Origin of the sequence: Arcicella sp. LKC2W (assembly GCF_034931005.1) — a bacterium.
Taxonomy (GTDB): domain Bacteria; phylum Bacteroidota; class Bacteroidia; order Cytophagales; family Spirosomataceae; genus Arcicella.
In genome coordinates this window covers 170,450-190,142 of the sequence record NZ_JAYGIN010000018.1, presented here as the reverse complement: position 1 = coordinate 190,142, position 19,693 = coordinate 170,450, and the positions used below count along the sequence as shown (strand labels likewise).

Below are 19,693 nucleotides of genomic sequence, written 5' to 3'. Positions count from 1 at the left end.
TAGAACAGATAAAACAGATTTACACTGATTTTTCTTTAAATTTATCCGTGTAAATCCGTTGAATCAGTACAATCTGTGGTCTAATTTTATTCTGCGACAAATTGTAGATAGTTCCGTTCTCTTTTCGACGTTTCACCCTCGTTTTTTTCCATTTCACCTTTAAAAAACTGCTTTCAGTCAATATCCTGTCTTGAAACGGCGTATTCTCATTAAATCATTCTAAAATCATAAATACAAACAACATGAATCTTAAAACTTCATTATTAAGTGTGGCGATGGTTGCCTTACTTCTTATTTTCGGATGTGAAAATAATGAAGTAACCACCACAACATCAACCGCAACCGTCACGGCATTAAACTGTTCATCGGCTACATTTTCGGCAACTGCCACAGCTTCAACGGCTTACACTGGTACGGCAACAGTTCCTTATACAGGCGGAAACGGCGGTGCTTATGCAACAGGTAGTGCCGTAACTTCAGCAGGTGTAACAGGTCTAACGGCTACTTTATCAGCAGGAACTTTGGTGGCAGGTGCTGGTTCGGCAGTTTTTGCTATCACAGGTACTCCAGCATCAAGCGGAACGGCAACTTTTGCCATTACTTTAGGTGGGCAATCTTGTACTTTGTCGTTAACAGTGGTTGCGGGAACTACTGGCGGAACGACAACTGGCACAGCTTGGTCTGTGGATAGCGACATTGCCAATATTGTAAAATTGGCTGAAGCATTTAAAGCAACACTCACCACAACTCAAGTGGCTGCTTTACAATATTCTTACACAAAAGCACAGGCTCAGAAATGGTCAAATTTCCCAGAGTCTATTTATAAAGGAAGAGTCGGCTTACAGACAAGTTCTTTCTCTACGGCACAATGGACGGCATTCTTGAATTTATTGAAAGTTGCTACAAGCACAACTGCCAATGAAGGTTATGAAGAATATGTTGGAATTTTAGATGCCGATGATTACCTCAATCTAAATGGCGGTGGTAGCGGATACGGTTCTGGAAATTACTATATCGGGTTTTTGGGAACACCAAGTACAACTGGCTTATGGTGTTTACAAATTGGCGGACACCACGGTACAAATATCACTACCTATAACGGAGGGAAAATGACTGGCGGAACGCCAAACTTCCGTTCAACAGAACCATATCCAACATGGACTTCTACCAATACTGCCAAAACGGTGCAACCATTAGTACAAGAAACAGTTGCTTTTGCTAATTTCCTTAAAAGTTTAAGTTCAACAGAATTGACAACTGCCAAGCGTGCATCAGCACAGAATGATTTGATTGCTGGCCCACAAAAAGATGCTGCTTTTCCTACCACAAAAACAGGCATAAAAGGAGCGAATTTAACTTCAGCCCAAAAAGATTTGTTGCTTTTAGCTATCAAAACTTATGTTGATGACTTAGACGACAAAGCAGCGGCAGCAGTTTTGGCAAAATATAAAGCTGAACTTGACGATACATACGTTTCCTATTATGGAGGAACAACAATGGCGGCTCAAGGTGACTATATCTTGATTGATGGGCCAGGTGTATGGATTGAGTGGTCGATGCAAGGAGGCGTAATTATAAGAAATAGTGTTCACCCACACTCTGTTTGGAGAGATAGAAAATCAGACTACGGTGCTAATTAATTGACCGTTTTTCAACAATTCTATCCACTTGACGATTGGCAACTTTTAGGGGTTGCCAATCGTATTTTAGCTAATCAACACAATGCAAAATATTAAAAGACTCATTTTCATTTTATCAATCTTGACTTTAGGAAGGAATAGTTTTTCACATCCGATGCCCAACACATTGGTGGTTTTGAATATCCATGAAAAACATATTTCAGGAGAAATTCAACTACCACTTAGTGAATTACAATCTGCTATCGGAATGGCTGTAAATGACAATTCAGAGCGATTAATTGAGCGTTTGGGAGATTCGCTAACGCTATATTTACAAAAACATATTCGTCCAAAAACTTTTGATGGGAAACTTTGGAAAGTCCTGATTGGAAACATGAAAGTGGTAGAAACTACCAATGAATTATCAGGAGATTATAAAGAACTTATCGTTGAATTTTCAATGACTCCACCACCATTTTATGACCTCCGAAATTTCTATTTTAATTATGACGTAGTTTTACACCAAGTAGCGAGCCATAAAATTTTGGTATCAATCAAACAAGATTGGCAACAAGGAATTATCAGCGAAGACTCTACCTATCAAGAAGTTGGCGTAATTTCTTTGGATGTTCCAACGGGAAAAGTCTTTCCTTTTCAGATTAGTTTGCAACAAGGAAGTGTTTGGAATGGCTTTAAAAATATGGTCACGTTGGGAATAAAACATATTGCTGATGGTACCGACCATATTCTTTTTCTGCTGACTTTGCTTTTACCTGCTATGCTTTTGGTAGAAGATAAAAAATGGGGAAAATTTAGTGGGAATAAATCAAGCTTAATCAATTTACTTAAAATTGTAACGGCTTTCACTATTGGTCATTCTCTGACATTAGTTTTAGGTACAATTCAATGGTTAAATTTCCCAAGCAAACCTATCGAAATCCTCATTGCTATCACTATTTTAATATCAGCTTTTCATGCCTATAAACCCATTTACCCAAAGAAAGAAATTTTAATTGCAGGTGGTTTTGGGCTAATTCACGGATTGGCATTTGCTGAAACGCTTACCAACTTACAATTATCAGTAAAACAGTTAGTTATCAGCATTTTGGGGTTTAATATTGGCATAGAATTGATGCAATTATTTATCATTCTATTGGTATTTCCAATATTAATTTTGCTTTCAAAAACACCTTATTATCAACGAATCCGACAAATTGGGGCTATCATTATGATGATTTTGGCATTGGCTTGGATGATTGAGAGATTTCAAGATAAAGCCAATTTTATTACGCAGCTTATAAATTGAAAAAAGTCTTAAGTCTCAGGTATTAAGTATTTCAGTTCCTACAAAGGCGTGATATTTGAGATTTGACATCTAAAATTTTATGCCCGAGACTTAATACATAATACTTGAGACTTAATACTCTCTTCTAAAATTACGCTTTTCTAACAAATTCAGATTTCAAGCCCATTGCTCCAAAACCGTCAATTTTGCAATCAATATTATGGTCGCCCTCAGTTAAACGGATGTTTTTTACTTTCGTTCCTGCTTTTATAGATTTTGGGGCACCTTTTACAGGTAAATCCTTGATTACCACAACAGTATCGCCATCTTTCAGTTCATTTCCGTTTGAATCTATCACTTTCAAACCTGTATCTTCAGCTTCTGTTTCTACATCTTCTGGATTCCATTCGTGAAAACACTCAGGACAAACTAATAAATTATCACTTGGATACGTATATTCACAATTACATTTAGGGCATGGTGAAAATTCAGACATTTTTTGGTTTTTTAAAGAATAAATAATAGCAACTTACAAACGGCTAAGCAGTTATACTAAGCGAAAAGCGATTTGCAAAAATACAAATAAGCAAATTACTGAAAACCAGAATTTTCTCTATCTACTATTTTGCAAACTTCAATTGATTAAGGTTTAATACCGTTTCTGGAAGCAAAAATGAACCATTCAAATTCGTACAAAAGTAAAAAGATTTTTAAACAAAACCTTTATGTAGATTTTCAGAATCGACCGTTTGTTTATTTCCTGTCAAACCTCCGATACTCATTTGGCGACATTCCAACATATTTTTTAAAGAGTTTTGCAAAGTAATTCGGATACTCGAATTTAAGCAAAAATGATATTTCGGAAACTGAATAAGAAGTATGTAAGAGATATTTCTGAGCCTCATTGATTAGGTTTTGATGTACCAATTCAATAGCCGATTTTCCAGAAACTGCCTTACAAATTCGGTTCAAATGTACTGCTGTGATATTCAATTCATCTGCAAATTCTGGAATACTTTTGGGATATTCCGAATGTTTGATATTATGCTGAAATTTCCGAAAGTGAGTCATCATCATTGAGCCACCATGTTCAGCTTCTTCTTGTTTAGTAAGCCTATGAAGACAAATGAAAAATTGAGTAATACAGGAGCGTAACATCAAAAACCTTTCAGCATTATCATTAAATAATTCATCTTCAATATTTTTCGAGATATTTAATAGCTTTCCAAATGAAGAATCTTCATCAAAATGGCTCAAGATTCTTATTTTTTGAAAAGTCTGCCAAATAGGATTCGATGTTTTAAAAATATCCTCAATGATACTTTCAGACAAAGTAAGAATATATCCTTCGACATTGGGAGTATAAATCAGTCCATGAAATAACGTTGGCGGAATTAAAATTACACAAGGTGCATCAATATGATGTTCTTTAGTGTCTTCCTGAAAGGTCAAAGAGCCATTTTTGACAATAAAAACTTGAAAAAGATGAGAATGTATATGTGGTTTTATATTCCAATCAAAAGATTGACTTCGGGTAGCGATAAGTTCTAAAAAGACATATTCAGAGGAATATTTGCCCAGCGTGTCTCCATAAAGCCCATCGAAATTGATTACATTTTTTGGGGATTGCATATAAAATGTTTGATTTTTATCCATAAATGTAAAAATAGTTTCCTCAACCTCTAAATAATATTTGAGAAATTTGCATTAAATATTTCGGAACTGTATACTTATTAATGCAAGTCCTAAAAACCTCACCCCCAGCCCCTCTCCGATGGAGAGGGGAGCATTCTTCCGCTTTTTTCTCCCCTCTCCATCGGAGCAGGGGTCGGGGGTGAGGTTTTGCATTAATAAGTATATAAGTCCGAAATATTTAAAACGCTTTTACCTAATTTATAAGTCATGAAAATCTTTTTGAAAAGTAGCTTCTGTTTTCTAATCTTCACCGTTTTTAATGCACAAGCCCAAAATTCTCTTGAATTTGAATCTTCAAAATTTGTAGTTTTATCTCAAGAAGTTAACGGAAAATCATTAAAAGTTAGAGCTTACGAAAATATCGTTTATGTTGCCAATCCAGTAGAAGCTAATTTCCAAAAATTGAATATTTATGTTCCAGAAGAATATTTTAATGGAGAAAAAATAAATGGTTTCACCCTTGAAACGGCACCCATATTTTTTCCAAATAAAGTTGGTGGTTATATGCCTGCTATGCCCGCAACTTTTATAAATCCACCACAAAGAGGTCCATTTGGTGGCAATAATCAATCTATTCTTACGGCATTATCAAAAGGTTATATTGTAGCTTCAGCAGGTGCAAGAGGCAGAACATCGCCGACAGGCAAAGCCCCTTCGGGTCTTGTTGACCTAAAAGCTGCCATTAGATATTTGAAATTTAATGATAAATTAATGGCAGGCGATGCCAACAAAATCATCTCTAACGGTACAAGTGCGGGTGGAGCCATGTCAACTTTGTTGGGAGCAACCGCCAATCATCCAGATTATGACCCATATTTGAAAGTCTTGGGGGCAGCTAATTCGACAGACGATATTTTTGCCGTTTCTGCATATTGCCCAATTATCAATCTTGAAAATGCAGACATGGCTTATGAATGGCAGTTTAACAAAGTTCACAATTACAAAAAAATGATTTTCTCGAATGTAAATGGTGAGTTTAAGCGAGAAATGAAAGACGGAACACTTGATGCAGAATCAATTATTCTTTCTGACAAATTAAAAAAAGCATTCCCAGTTTATGTAAATGCTTTGAATTTGAGTGATAATGAAGGTAAAAAATTGCAATTAGACGAAAATGGAGATGGAAATTTTAAAGAGTTGGTAAAAACGCATATAATGGCATCAGCTCAAAAAGCTATATCAACAGGCGTTGATTTATCCAAAGCGGATTTCATTGAAATTAAAGATGGAAAAGTGGTGGCGGTTGATTTTGACAAATACATGATGTATATGGAACGCATGAAAACACCTCCTGCTTTTGATGCCTTAGACAATTCATCACCCGAAAATCAAGTTTTTGGCACTGCTACAATTGACAAACGTCATTTTACAAATTTTGCCATTCAACAAACATCAAGCGACCCAAATACAATGGCGGAAAGTCTGCAAATAAAAATGATGAACCCAATTAATTACATCGGTGATAATCAGGCAAATACTGCCAAACATTGGCGAGTAAGACACGGTGCAAAAGATAAAGACACAGGTTTTGCCGTACCCGTTATTTTGGCAACTACCCTAAAAAATAAAGGATTCAACGTTGATTTTGCTCTACCTTGGGACAAGCCACATAGCGGTGATTATGACCTCGAAGAGTTATTTATTTGGACGGATAGTATTTGTAAATAATGTTGAAATTCTCCGTAAAACTTATCAATTAAATAAAGACCACTCAAAAGATGGATATTACTTGGGAGTTAGCCCATTTAGCTCATGTAGAATTACTTACGCCAAAATTGGATGAAAGTATTCGCTTTTTTACTGAAATTTTAGGAATGTCAATTTCTGAAATAAAAGGAGATTCAGCCTATTTACGTGCTTACGATGATTATGAACATCATTCATTAAAACTGACTGCTCATAAACATTCGGGAATTGGGCATTTTGCATGGCGAACTCGCAGTCAAGAATCACTTGAAAATAGAGTAAAAGCTATTGAAGCAACAGGTATGGGTATGGGTTGGGAAGACCATGAGTGTGGTTATGGGAAAGCCTATAAATTTAGATACCCAGACGGACATATTTGTGAACTTTACTTTGAATCTAACAAATATAAAGCTGAAGGCGAACATAAATCTGCTTTGAAAAACACCGCCAGTAAATTTCCAGGAAGAGGAATGAATGTACGTAGAATCGACCATTTGAATCTTTTGGCGAAAGATATTGTGGCATTTAGAAATTTTCAGTTTGGTGTTTTGGGCGGCAGAATGTCAGAAACTATCATTTTTGATGATGAACCCAAAGGTATCTGGGTTTCGGTCAATTCAAAGTCTTATGATTTGGCTATTACAGAAGACCATTCGGGACTTTCTGGGCGTTTTCATCACCTCACTTATGCCGTAAACAGTCGTGAAGAAGTGCTTTTAGCAGCAGATATTGCCCTTGAAAATGGGGTATTTATTGAAACAGGGCCTCATAAACACGCCATTCAGCAGACTTTCTTTTTGTATCTCTACGAACCTGGGGGCAATCGGATTGAAGTTGCCAATCCAACGGCAAGATTAATCCTCGACCCTGATTATGAAACTGTGGTTTGGAACAAAGAAGAACGCATGAAAGGACAAGCTTGGGGACTTAAAACCGTTGAATCTTTCCACACAAGAGGAACACCAATGCCAGAAGAATTATTATAGGAGAATTTTGAGTGGAATTACCCTTCAAGAGGTTTTTTTAAGCCTAAAACCAATCCAATATCTAAACTTACAACTTAAAAAAATGAAATTAACAAAAGAACAATGGACTCGTAGAACATTTCTTAGCACTTTAACAGGCGTTGGAGCAGGTGCATTATTTAACCCATTCTGGTCATTAGCTAACAATGACATAGACCCAAAGGTTGCCGAAATTGTTGCAAAAACAATGTCTATTGACTCCCATAATCATATTGATATTCCATTAAATGCTGGGAAATCGCCAAGTCCAACTTTTGATTTATTAGGTGATTTCAAAAAATCAGGGTTATCCGCAATTTGTTTGACCTTCGCAGTTGATTATCAAAAATTAGAGAACGCAGGCGATGCTTACAATAGATTTATTACGGGATTGGACGGAATTGATGTTTTGTTAAAAGAAAATAATTTAACCCGTTCCATGAATTTGAAAGACCTAACCACTTCTTTCAAAAAGAAAAAACCTGCCATAATTCAATCTGTTGAAGGAGGACATTTTTTGGAAGGACAAATTGATAGACTCAAAATTGCTTATGACAGAGGTTTAAGAGTGCTTGGACTTTTGCATGATAATGATGCTTCTGTGCCTTTGGGAGATATTTACACGAAACCACCACAATGGAACGGACTGACAAAATTTGGAGCAGAGGTCATTCAAGAATGTAATAAAATGGGCATTCTCATTGACCTCACCCATTGTAGCAATAAAACGATTGATGATGCCTTGAAAATTTCTACCAAACCAATGATTATTACACATACCAGTTTGGATACGCAATTGGGACATAATGAAAAAATGGCTCAAATGATGAAACCAAGACTTATTAGCAAAGAACAAGCAAAAATTGTTGCTGATGCAGGAGGTGTTATTGGAGCTTGGAGACATTTGACGGATACACCTCTGGATTATGTACAAAATATCAAAGCATTAGTTGATGTTGTTGGGGTTGATAATGTTTGCATTGGCACAGATACGAAAATTTCTCGTGCTTTAGAGAATAAAAATCCATTCAGACTTGGTGAAAATACCAACCAAATTTGGCAAAATCAAGAAGCTGGGTTCTTCTATACCGTCGTAGATTCGATGTTGAAAACGGGATTTTCAGAAAAAGAAATTATTAAAATTGCAGGAGGAAATTTTTGTAGAGTATTTGATGCAGCTACAAAAAAACACTAATCAATATGAAAAAGAAATTATTAGTATTAGGAGCCCATTCGGCTGATTTTGTTTGGCGTTCAGCAGGAACAATTGCCAAAAGCATTGAAGAAGGTGCTGAAACTTTGGTAGTTTGTATGTCTTACGGAGAACGTGGAGAATCGGGTGAATTATGGAAAGAAGACCCAAATCGTAGTGTCGAAAGTGTAAAAGTTATTCGCCATGAACAAGCTCAAAAAGCGGCTGATATTCTTGGAACACCAATTCAGTTTTTAAATTGGGGAGATTATCCAATGCTCATTTCAGACGAAAGAATTGAACAACTAACCAAAATAATTGGCGATTTTGAACCAACCGTTATTCTTACTCACACCGCAAAAGACCCTTTCAACCCTGACCATCCTTTGGCATATCAAGCTACTGAAAGGGCAAGGCTTTTGTCGTGTGGGGCAGGAGTGCCAAGTGCATTCAAAAATATTGACCCGCCCATGTGGTATTCATTTGAACCGCATCAGCCAGAAATTTGCGAATTTTTACCCGATACTTTCATTGATATTTCATCAGTTTTTGAAAAGAAATTAGCGGCAATGGACTGTATGGGAGCTCAAAAATATTTAAGAGATTATTATGCTGAATTAGCTTCAAGAAGAGCAAATCATGCCCGTAGAATTTCGGGTAAAAAAGATATTAAATACGCAGAAGCCCACCAAAGCCATTTGCCAAGAATAACGAACAGTATTTTTTAGAATTTGTGTGTTAGAAAATCCCTCATAACCAATAGACTAATTTCCAGTAACCAATTCCAGAAATGTATAAAGAACTCTCAAAATTCTCTGCCGCCACAATTTGCGAAGCATTGGGCAATAAAGGTTATTTGCCGTCTGGTATCAAACCGATTGCCTCAAGTATGAAAGTTTGTGGCCCTGCTTACACCGTTCAAACGATGCCAAGAGACAATGTTTTATTGCATCGTGCTTATGCTTATGCACAGGCAGGAGACGTTTTAATCGCCAATTGTTCAGGTTTTTATGAAGCAGGATATTGGGGAGATTTAATGAGTCTCGGGGCAAAAACCAAAGGAATAAATGGCTTAGTGATTGATGCTTGCGTGCGTGATGCTGATGATATTGAAGCAATGGGTTTTCCTGTTTTTTCAAGAGGATTATGTATTAGAGGAACGTCAAATCATGGTGATGGCACGCTCAACGAACCCATTATAATTGGAGATGTTTTGATAAATGCAGGCGATATAATTGTTGGTGACCGTGATGGTGTGGTAGTTGTGCCTTTTGCAAAAATTGAAGAAACCATTGAGAAAGCAATCGCTCGTGAAGCAAAAGAAGAAAGAACAAGAGCAGCATTAAGAAAAGGATTTCCCTCTATAAAAATTTATGGTTGGGACGAGAAATTTGGATTTTAACAACAGGCATATATGATGAATAATAAATTAAAAATAGCCGTTTTGGGTTTGGGCGAAGCAGGAAGTCATTTTGCGAATGACTTGGTAAATTTAGGCGTAGAAGTTGTCGGATTTGACCCAAAACCAATTCATCAATTAAACGAGGCAATTTCTGTTAAAACAAGTAATGCAGAAGCAGTACAAAATGCAGATGTAATTTTTAGTGCCAATCTTTCTTCTGTATCGGAAGACATTGCAAATGAATTGGTTAACGCATTAAAACCCCATCAGTTTTTCTGTGAAATGAATACTTCTGGACCAGAAAAGAAACTAAAAATTGCTTCAATTCTGAAACCTTCGGGCGTAAAAATGATAGATTTGGCAATTATGGCTCCTGTTCCACCAAAGGGAATGATGACTCCATTATTAGCTTCGGGTGAATTTGCTTTTGAATTTTCTGAAAAACAAAAGCCTTTAAATCTTGATTTGTCAGTTTTGAAAAACAGTAAAATTGGCGATGCAGCTACTCGAAAATTATTACGTTCAATTGTTTACAAAGGCATTGCAGCGGTAGTCTGTGAAGCAATGGAAGCTGGAAAATCTTTTGGAATGGAATCATATATTCGTTCACAAATCAGCTCATTAATTGGTGGAAATCAAGACCTTATCGACCGTTTTGTGGAAGGAAGTAGAACACACGCCACTCGCAGAATGCACGAAATGGACGCTGTAATTGAAATGTTGGAAGCACAAGGAATTGAACCAATTGTGACGAAAGGCACAAGAAATAATTTAGAAAAATTAAGTTTAGTGTCTTCTAAGTACGCTGTTTAATAAGTTATTTCAACTTCCCGAAAGTTCTAAAACTTTCGGGAAGTTCTCCAATCAAACATTTTAGGATGAAAATTATTCAGAAAACTTATTAAACAGTGTACTAAATGAGATTTGCAAAGAACTTTCGGAAAGGAGAAAACTCAATATTCAGCTAATTAGTTACGGAACTATCTACAATTTGTCGCAGAATAAAATTAGACCACAGATTGTACTGATTCAACGGATTTACACGGATAAGTTTACAGGAAAATCAGTGTAAATCTGTTTTATCTGTTCTATCCGTGGGCTAATTTTGTCTTGCGACAAATTGTAGATAATTCCGATTAGTTATTTCCCAAAAACATTCTCGATTCAAGATGAAATCTATTCCATATATGCAATTTAGAGGCGGAAGTTCAAAAGGCTTATTTTTCAAAGCCGAAGACTTACCCGCAGACGAAAATGACAGAAATAGGTATTTGCTTTTAGCGATGGAAGGCACAACCGAAGGGGATTTTCGGCAAATTGATGGTTTAGGCGGAGCAACTTCTTTAACCAGCAAAGTGGCAATAATTAGTAAATCTAAAAATCCAGCAGCAGATTTAGATTATCTTTTTGTACAAGTTGTGGTCGGAAAAGGTAAAGTTTCTACCACTCAAACCTGCGGAAATATTTTAGCGGGCGTTCTTCCCTTCGCCATTGAATCAGGAATGATTGAAGCCACAGAACCAACAACGTCTGCCAAAATAAATATTGTAAATACAGGCGGAATTTGTGAAGTTGTGGTACAAACACCCAATCGCCAAGTTGAATATATTGGCAATGCAAAAGTTGATGGTGTTGTTGGAACTTCAGCCCCAATTATTTGTAATTATTTAGAAACCGTCGGTTCAACTTGTGGGGCTTTGTTGCCAACAGGAAACTCAAAAGATATTGTTGAAGGAATAGAAATAACTTGTATTGACAATGGAATGCCAATTGTCATGATGCGAGCAAGCGATTTTGGCTTGGTAGGCAATGAAAGCAAAGAAATTTTAGAAAGCAATCAATCTTTAAAACACAAAATTGAACAGATTAGAATTCAAGCAGGTTATTTGATGAATTTGGGAAATGTCAGTGAGCAAACAATTCCAAAAATGTGCTTAGTTTCAAGTCCCGAAAACGACGGAGTAATCAACACAAGAATGTTTATTCCCCACGTTGTTCATGAGGCAATTGGGGTTTTGGCAGCGGTTTCTGTGGCAACGGCTTGCATAACACCTGATACTGTAACAGAAGGAATTGCTAATTATTCAATTCAAAAATCTGAAAATTCTGCAATGTTGAGTATTGAGCATCCTTCTGGAGAATTTACGGTAAATCTGGAATTTGAAGCACAAAATTGTGATGTGAAAATAAAAAAGTCAGGCGTAATTCGTACCGCCCGACTTCTAAGTATTGGTCATGTTTTTATCCCCGAATGAGATTTTACAAGACTTCTATATTAATATTTTCATAAGCTAAAAGTTCTGGAGCATCTGGCGACAATTCCGTAATCAAATAATCAACATCCTGAATATCAGCAATTTTCATTTTCATAACCGTATTCATTTTTTCAGAGATTGCCATGATGGCTACTTTATCAGAAGCTTTTAGCATGGCTTTTTTTACTTGTACCGTTTCCCAATCAGAATCCGTCAATCCTCCATTTACATCTAAGGCATTCGTTCCCAAAATACATAAATCTGCTTTCATTTCTGCTAATCGTTGATGCACTTCTCCACCGATAGACATTTGGCTATATCTCGAAATTTGCCCCCCAATTAAAATAATTTCAATATTGGGTTTATCCAATAATTCTACGGCAGTCAATGGATTGACAGTCATAAAAGTAGCCGTCAAATCTTCTGGAATCAATTTCACAAATTCCCGAATGGTTGTACCTCCCCCAATCAAAACCAACATTCCTTCTTTCAAAAGCGACAAAGCTTTTTCAGCAATTACCAATTTGTGCGAATGGGCATAATTCTCTTTCAGATTTGACGAATGATGATATGATTTTGACATCGCTCCTCCCCTAATCTTAATGATTTCTCCGCTTTCTGATAATTCGTTTACATCCCTCCGAATTGTATCTTCCGATACATTCAATATGTCGGTTAATTCCCCTAATGATATCCGTGTATGAACGTTGATTTCTTTTAAAATCAAATCTTTTCGTTCTTTTTTTAATAAGCTAACCGACATTTTTTTTGTTAAAATATTTCAAGTATGGTAAAACAAAGATATGAAAATTCTGCAAGAAATGAATGCTAAAATCAATATATTTATATGCAAATTTTGCAATATTTAAGTTTAAATACTCAATTTTCAATCTTTTTTAAGTTATTTTTTGATACAATTAGTATTATTTCACGAAAATTTAATATGTTTGTTGCAAATATTGCAAATTTAATTCGCAACAATTGCAAAATGCCAGTTAATCCTAATTTCCCCTTTATGAAAAAAAATAGACTAATTAAAAGCTCACAACGCTTGTTATGGCTCTCGCTTCTTGGAGGCTTGACCATAAGCAATTACTCACACGCAAACGTAAGTAAAAGTGATACTCCCAATAGCAGCCATTCAAAACTGGCTAAAGCAAGTAAAATCACTGGAAATGTAATTTCTGGTAAGGATTCAAGCCCTGTTATTGGAGCATCGGTTGTAATTAAAGAAAGCCCAAATCTTGGTACAAGTACGGACGTAAATGGAAATTTCAGTTTGTATTTACCTGATAATCTTGCCACTAAAAACATTACATTAGTAGTAAGCAGTGTCGGATACGAAAAATTTGAAGTAGCAGTTTCAGCGGGTCAAAGTTCGGTTGTAGTTACCCTAAAAGAAAGTTTGCAACAACTTGGAGAAATTGTAGTGACCGCTTTAGGCGTAAAAAAAGACAAAAGAGCCTTAGCTTATTCAGTGTCTGAAATTAATGGTTCGGATTTTACGCAAGCTCGTGAAAATAACGTAGCCAATGGTTTGACGGGTAAAATTGCAGGGGTAAACGCTACAGGATTATCAACGGGTCCGGGAGGTTCAAGCCGTGTGGTGATTCGTGGTAATGGTTCTTTGACAGGTAATAGTCAGCCTTTATACGTAATTAACGGTATGCCAATTGATAACAGCGTTCCCGGTGGAAGTTCAACTCCAAATGGTTTTGGTACAAAAGGTGGTACTGACCGTGGAGACGGTATTTCTGCCATCAACCCTGATGATATTGAATCAATGACTGTATTGAAAGGTGGTGCAGCAGCAGCATTATACGGTTCACGTGGTGCAAATGGTGTTATTTTAATTACTACCAAAAAAGGTAAAGGTCAAAAAGGTATTGGTGTAGAATATAACAGTACCTACACAATGGAAAACATTTCAGTATTTCCAGATTTTCAGTATGAGTACGGGCAAGGTGATGGCGGTGTCAAACCAACAACATTGGCACAAGCACAAGCAACGGGTCGTCGTTCGTTTGGGTCAAAAATTGATGGCTCAACTGATTACGTAGCGGCCGATGGCAAAAATCACCCATACGTAGCACAAAAAGATAATTTGAAAAATTTCTACCAAACAGGAACGACTTTCACGAACTCACTTGCTTTCTCAGGTGGAAATGATGCAATCTTATATCGTCTTTCTTTAGCTGATTTAGATGCCAAAAGTGTGTTGCCTACTAATACATACAACCGTAAAACAGCAAGTTTGAATATTTCTGCTAAACTTAGCGACCGACTTAGAGCGGAAGCAGTAGTTCAATATAATCTTGAACAAGGAAATAATAGACCTGTGGCTGGTGATGCTTTAGGAAATCCAAACTGGATGGCTTACGAAGTTGCTAATACGGTGGATGTGAGATGGTTAAATCCCGGTCATGATGCCAATGGCAATGAGATTTTCTGGAATGATGCAGGTATTGTGACTAACGGTTATTTCTTCATTAATAAATTCAAACAAACTGATACGAAAGACAGATTCATTGGTCAGGCATCCATTTCTTATGATTTATTGAAAAATTTGACCTTGAAGGCTACTACAACCCGTGACGTTTACAACTATAATTTCACGAGTATTATGCCAACAGGTGGACAGTATATTCCACAAGGACAATACGATGGAATTAAATCTGATGTTGCAGAAACCAACAGCATGATTACCGCCGCCTACAATACCAAATTTGGTGGAACAATTGGATTATCAGCTTTAGCAGGAGCAAATACTCGCCAGTTCAAAAACAACCAATTTGATTTTTATGGACAAGAATACACCATTCCATATTTTTATAGTTTTTCAAACTTAGCGACCTCTTCTGCTACGCCAAGTACAAGTAATATTAAAACAAATTCGGTATTTGGTTCTGCGGATATTGATTACAAAGGTATCTGGTTTTTAACCTTAACGGGTCGTCAGGACTGGTTCTCAACATTGAGTCCTAAAAACAATAACGTATTTTACCCAAGTGTTGGAACAAGTTTAATTGTTTCGGACATCGTAACCATGCCACGAGTATTTGACCAAGTAAAATTACGTGGTTCATGGGCTCAAGTTGGTGGTGGTGGTCCAGACCCTTACGCAATCAATTTAGCATATAGTAACGTTCCGAGTGCAAGCGGAGTACCTCTACAAAATGTAAGTTCAGCTTCAATTACCAATGCTGAGTTAAAACCATTTACTTCAACAACATTTGAACTTGGTTTAAGTACAAGAATGTTCGGCGGCCGTTTAGGCTTAGACGTTGCATTATACGACAAAAAATCTTCAAACGATATCGTGAGTGTACCTATTTCTGGAGCATCGGGTTATACGAGTGCAATCCTAAACTCAGGACAATTGAGCAACAAAGGAATTGAGTTATTGATTGAGGGAACGCCAATTAAAACCGCAAACTTCTCTTGGAACTCAAGTTTTAACTTTGCCTACAACAAAAGTGAAGTTTTGAAATTAGCTGACGGTATCAATACATTCTCAATTGGTAACTCAGCGAATGGTAACGCCTTCATTAACAACCAAGTAGGTATGCCTTTTGGGGGAATCTATGGTTATCGTATGAAGAAAGATGCAGCAGGAAAAATTATTTATGACACCAACTCAAACTTGCCTTTACAAACTGACAACAACCAGTTTTTGGGTAATGGAGTTCCTCCGTACACAATGGGTTTAACGAACACATTTAAATACAAAAACTTCTCATTGGACGTATTAGTTGATGGTAAATTTGGAAGTAATATCTTCTCTGTAATGGAAGTTTATGCAACACGTTTGGGCTTACTAAAATCAACCCTTCCAGGACGTGAAAATGGTTTGGCACTTTCAGGCGTGACCGCCAAAGGAGATGCTTATTCTTATACAGTTCCAGTTGCCAACTTGCGAAGTGCATATTACAATAACTTGAACAGATATACAGAATTATTTGTACACGATGCCAGTTTTGTGAAATTACGCCAAATCATTATTTCTTACCGTTTACCAGCAGGATTCCTAAAATCTTTGGGTGTACAATCGGCGAGTGTTTCATTGGTTGGACGTAACCTTTTGATTTTGTATAAGCAAACGGACAATTTTGACCCTGAGCAAAGTTTGACAAACGGTGCGGCACAAGGAATTGAGTCAATTGGATTGCCACGTACTCGTTCTTATGGTGTGAACTTGAATCTGAAATTTTAGGAAATTTGTAAACTTAAAAGTACTTGCGTAGGAGAACTTCCCGAAACAATTCCATTGTGAGTTAAACTTTCGGGGAGTTAATCCAAGTCACATAAGGTACCTTATTTTTTACCATACCCTTAACAAAAAATCAAAAAAATGAGACATATATTTTCAAGATATAAATTCCCTTTAGCCGCAGCGTGTAGCGTAATGCTTCTTTCGTCCTGCGATAAAGATTTCGCTGAAATCAATACCAATCCTAATGCAGTTTCTGTCCCTACAACCCCATACATATTTAGCAAAGCCTTATACGATGGAGCGGCTAATAGTGGAAATAAGGGTAGCCTTTTATTTGGATTGATGCAATACACAACCAGTTACAATGACGTAGAAGGTTTTGGTTCTAAATATACCGCTTCTCAGGTTAATGGTACAGGAGCAGTTTTTAATAACTCCTACCCTACTCAAATTAACGAAATTGGCGAAGTAATTAAAGCCGTAAAAGACGACCCAACAAAGGTGAATTTATACGCAACTGCTCGAATTTGGCGTGTGTATTGTTTTAGTCGCCTGACAGATTTATACGGTGACATTCCATATTCTGATGCAGGACAAGGCTATAATCTTTCGGTTTTTCAGCCTAAATATGATGCTCAAAGTGCGATTTATACAGATTTATTAAAAGAATTAGAAGCATCGGCAACTGCTTTGACGACTTCTAATTCAACAACTTTTGGCAAATCTGATTTGATTTATCAAGGAAATGTTACGCAATGGAAAAAGTTTGCGTATTCATTAATGTTGCGTCTTGGAATGCGTTTGACCAAAGTTGATGCAGCCTCAGCACAAAGTTGGGTGAATAAAGCTATCGCTGGTGGAGTCATTAGAGAATATGCAGACATTGCTAAAATGACTTATACATCGGGACAAAATATCAATAAAAACCCAGTAGCTTGGCAATTATTAAGTGATAATTATCTTCGTGCCGATGGTACAAATAATACCGAAGGTGGCAAATATCAACAGGTATTTATCAACTCATTAAAGGCTAATAATGACCCTCGATTAAGTGTGCTTTCGGTGGTTTATGTAAATGGTACTGCCAGTTCTGATGAGAGTATTCAAAAAGGAATGGCTTCAAATATTAATGGTACAAAACCGTCTGATTTTATTACTTATTCAGAACCAAAACAATCAACCGTTTTGAAAGTGGATGCTCCTTTGTTGTTATTTACCGTGGCAGAAACTAATTTTTTATTAGCTGAAGCAGCTTTGAGAGGATGGTACACAACTGAAACAGCAAACACTTTGTATGAAACAGGGATTCGTGCAGCTATGAAGCAATGGGATTTGATTAGTGGAACAACAAATATCATCGCTCAAGCACGTATTGACAGTTATGTAACGGCTCATGCTTTGAAAACTACGGGTTCAGTAGCAACGCAAACGGAACAAATCTACAATGAATTTTGGGTAGGTCTTTTCCCTGATGCACAGGAAGTTTATAACAACTATCGCAGAACAGGTTATCCAGCATTAGTACCAAACGTTTATCCTGGAAATGCAACGGGTGGCAAAATTTTCCGTAGATTCTTATATCCTGTATCTGAGCAGACCTTAAACAGAACTTCATACAACGAAGCTGTAACTCGTCAAGGTGTTGATGATTTATTAACTCGTGTTTGGTGGGATAAATAATCTGCCGAAAAGAATGGAATTGAGATGCTTCGCAACACAGATTTAAAAGGATTTTTTTCTGCAAAAATTTGTGTCGTTCAACTTCCCGAAAGTTTTAAACTTTCGGGAAGTTCCTCCAAGTCAAAATGAGTAAGTTTAAATTTACAAGCTTCTTTATCCGATTCCACTTTTTCATACTTTCGTTAAATAGTTATTTAATAAATGTTTTGTGTTTTTATAAATTGTTCAAAATCAACTATTTAGTTCAATCTTATGTTTTCAAAAAAGATAATCATTGTATTCATTTTCACCTGTTTTTCTTTACAAATACAGGCTCAAAAAGTACAAGTAAATAACAAACCAGAAAGAGTAAACTGGTTTCAAGATTTGGCTTTTGGAATGTTTATTCATTGGAATGTTGATGTTTCTTTGGGGGCAGTTATTAGTCACTCATTGGCGGGAGCTTCGACAGAATATGTTGAAAAGTACATCAATGAATTACCCAAATACTTCGACCCTAATAAATTTAAGCCTGCAGAATGGGCGAAAAACGCCAAATTGGCGGGCATGAAATACGTGGTTTTTACGACAAAACACCATTCAGGTTTTTGTATGTTCAACACTCAAACTACGCCTTTCAATGTGATGAATACGCCCTACGGAAAGGATATTACCAAAGAAATCATTGACGCTTTTCGTAAAGAAGGCATTGCCATCGGGATTTATTTTTCTCCCGAAGATTTCAACTATTTCCACAAAAACAATATCCAAATTGGACGTTTGCAATTGCCCGAGCATTTTCCTGCCAACAATAAAGGTTTGATGGCTTACGACAAAAAGCAATTGCAAGAACTGCTGACCAATTACGGCAAAATTGACATTCTTTTCATTGATGGCCCAGGCGATGGACTTCGTGAATATGCTTGGAGTTTGAATCCAGAATTGGTAATTACTCGTGATATTATGACCACTCCCGAGCAAAATACGCCCGATGAACCAATGGCTCGTCCGTGGGAAGCGTGCTACACGATGGGAACGGATTGGCAATATAAACCAACCAACGACCCGCATAAATCAGGTACTGAAATTATCAATATGTTGATTGAAATTCGTGCAAAGGGTGGCAATTTTTTATTGAACGTTGGACCCAAACAAGACGGAGAATTACAAATTGAACAACAAGCACTTTTGCAAGAAATTGCCCTCTGGAATTTTGCCAATGCCGAAGCCATTCATCAAGTAAAACCGCTTTCTGTGGTACGTGAAGACAATATTTGGTACACACAGTCGAACGATGAAAAGTACATTTATGCAATAGTACAAAGAAGTGGTTACGAAGATTGGAAGTATGGAACACGCAAAAATTTTGTTCTAACGCACATTGAAGGAAATCCAAATACGAAAGTGAGTATTCTGGGTTATAAAAGTGAATTAGTGGAATACAAAAAGGATTTTGATGCCAAAATTTACAACGCTCCAACCAATATTGGCTTGGTAGTAAGTGCAGTAAATGGACAACGCTTTTACACAAATAATCAGTGGAAAAATGCGGTGGTGCTAAAAATTGAAAATGCCAAATTTAGAAAACTAAATACGCCTTTGTCAAGTCAGAGTAAAATTGATGGAGCAAAATAATCTCTAAACTTATTTATTGTTGGGCAGGATTATGACGGATAATTCTTG

15 protein-coding genes are annotated in these 19,693 nt (G+C 36.7%); 12 read left to right on the top strand and 3 right to left on the bottom strand.

Going from position 1 to position 19,693, the window contains the following annotated elements; all coding sequences use genetic code 11:
• Nucleotides 1-242: 242 nt before the first annotated feature.
• Both VB796_RS15715 and VB796_RS15710 read left to right on the top strand, forming a co-directional pair.
• Nucleotides 243-1,640, top strand: a complete 1,398-nt coding sequence (locus VB796_RS15715) for a DUF3500 domain-containing protein (RefSeq protein WP_323347516.1) — start codon at nucleotides 243-245, stop codon at nucleotides 1,638-1,640.
• An 82-nt stretch (nucleotides 1,641-1,722) separates the two neighbouring features.
• On the top strand, nucleotides 1,723-2,925 hold the full coding sequence (locus VB796_RS15710) for a HupE/UreJ family protein (RefSeq protein ID WP_323347515.1): 1,203 nt from the start codon (nucleotides 1,723-1,725) through the stop codon (nucleotides 2,923-2,925).
• Nucleotides 2,926-3,055: 130 nt separating this feature from the next.
• On the opposite strand, the gene VB796_RS15705 is transcribed toward VB796_RS15710, so the two are convergent.
• Together VB796_RS15705 and VB796_RS15700 are read right to left on the bottom strand one after the other, a co-directional pair.
• Nucleotides 3,056-3,400, bottom strand: coding sequence for a zinc ribbon domain-containing protein YjdM (locus tag VB796_RS15705; RefSeq protein ID WP_323347514.1), 345 nt, complete (start codon nucleotides 3,398-3,400; stop codon nucleotides 3,056-3,058).
• Between the two features lie 257 nt (nucleotides 3,401-3,657).
• Nucleotides 3,658-4,536 (bottom strand): helix-turn-helix domain-containing protein, encoded by an 879-nt coding sequence (locus tag VB796_RS15700; RefSeq protein ID WP_323347513.1) that lies wholly within the window; start codon nucleotides 4,534-4,536, stop codon nucleotides 3,658-3,660.
• Nucleotides 4,537-4,806: 270 nt separating this feature from the next.
• Between VB796_RS15700 and VB796_RS15695 the strand changes: the two genes are divergently transcribed.
• The 7 genes from VB796_RS15695 (at nucleotide 4,807) to VB796_RS15665 (ending at nucleotide 12,138) form a co-directional block, all read left to right on the top strand.
• The gene (locus tag VB796_RS15695; protein WP_323347512.1) at nucleotides 4,807-6,267 is read left to right on the top strand and encodes a subtype B tannase; all 1,461 of its coding nucleotides are present in this window, start codon (nucleotides 4,807-4,809) and stop codon (nucleotides 6,265-6,267) included.
• Nucleotides 6,268-6,317: 50 nt separating this feature from the next.
• Nucleotides 6,318-7,271, top strand: coding sequence for a VOC family protein (locus VB796_RS15690; RefSeq protein ID WP_323347511.1), 954 nt, complete (start codon nucleotides 6,318-6,320; stop codon nucleotides 7,269-7,271).
• A gap of 82 nt (nucleotides 7,272-7,353) precedes the next feature.
• Entirely contained in the window at nucleotides 7,354-8,484 is a 1,131-nt protein-coding gene (locus VB796_RS15685) for a dipeptidase (protein ID WP_323347510.1), read from the top strand.
• Between the two features lie 5 nt (nucleotides 8,485-8,489).
• Nucleotides 8,490-9,209 carry a PIG-L deacetylase family protein gene (locus VB796_RS15680; protein ID WP_323347509.1) on the top strand — a complete coding sequence of 240 codons (720 nt, stop codon included), beginning with the start codon at nucleotides 8,490-8,492 and terminating at the stop codon, nucleotides 9,207-9,209.
• Nucleotides 9,210-9,271: 62 nt separating this feature from the next.
• A complete protein-coding gene (locus VB796_RS15675; protein ID WP_323347508.1) occupies nucleotides 9,272-9,883 on the top strand; it encodes a 4-carboxy-4-hydroxy-2-oxoadipate aldolase/oxaloacetate decarboxylase in 612 nt (203 codons plus the stop codon).
• Nucleotides 9,884-9,895: 12 nt separating this feature from the next.
• Nucleotides 9,896-10,696 (top strand): NAD(P)-dependent oxidoreductase, encoded by an 801-nt coding sequence (locus VB796_RS15670; RefSeq protein WP_323347507.1) that lies wholly within the window; start codon nucleotides 9,896-9,898, stop codon nucleotides 10,694-10,696.
• Nucleotides 10,697-11,052: 356 nt separating this feature from the next.
• Nucleotides 11,053-12,138: a 4-oxalomesaconate tautomerase gene (locus VB796_RS15665; RefSeq protein ID WP_323347506.1), complete on the top strand. Its 1,086-nt coding sequence runs from the start codon at nucleotides 11,053-11,055 to the stop codon at nucleotides 12,136-12,138.
• Between the two features lie 4 nt (nucleotides 12,139-12,142).
• Here VB796_RS15665 and VB796_RS15660 read toward each other — a convergent pair whose 3' ends face one another.
• On the bottom strand, nucleotides 12,143-12,901 hold the full coding sequence (locus VB796_RS15660) for a DeoR/GlpR family DNA-binding transcription regulator (RefSeq protein ID WP_323347505.1): 759 nt from the start codon (nucleotides 12,899-12,901) through the stop codon (nucleotides 12,143-12,145).
• 252 nt (nucleotides 12,902-13,153) lie between these two features.
• On the opposite strand from VB796_RS15660, the gene VB796_RS15655 reads away from it, so the two are divergent.
• The 3 genes from VB796_RS15655 to VB796_RS15645 all read left to right on the top strand — a co-directional run bounded on the left by VB796_RS15655 (nucleotide 13,154) and on the right by VB796_RS15645 (nucleotide 19,645).
• Nucleotides 13,154-16,351: a SusC/RagA family TonB-linked outer membrane protein gene (locus tag VB796_RS15655; RefSeq protein WP_323347504.1), complete on the top strand. Its 3,198-nt coding sequence runs from the start codon at nucleotides 13,154-13,156 to the stop codon at nucleotides 16,349-16,351.
• Between the two features lie 138 nt (nucleotides 16,352-16,489).
• Entirely contained in the window at nucleotides 16,490-18,031 is a 1,542-nt protein-coding gene (locus VB796_RS15650; RefSeq protein WP_323347503.1) for a SusD/RagB family nutrient-binding outer membrane lipoprotein, read from the top strand.
• Between the two features lie 252 nt (nucleotides 18,032-18,283).
• On the top strand, nucleotides 18,284-19,645 hold the full coding sequence (locus VB796_RS15645; RefSeq protein ID WP_323347502.1) for an alpha-L-fucosidase: 1,362 nt from the start codon (nucleotides 18,284-18,286) through the stop codon (nucleotides 19,643-19,645).
• Nucleotides 19,646-19,693 lie beyond the last annotated feature (48 nt).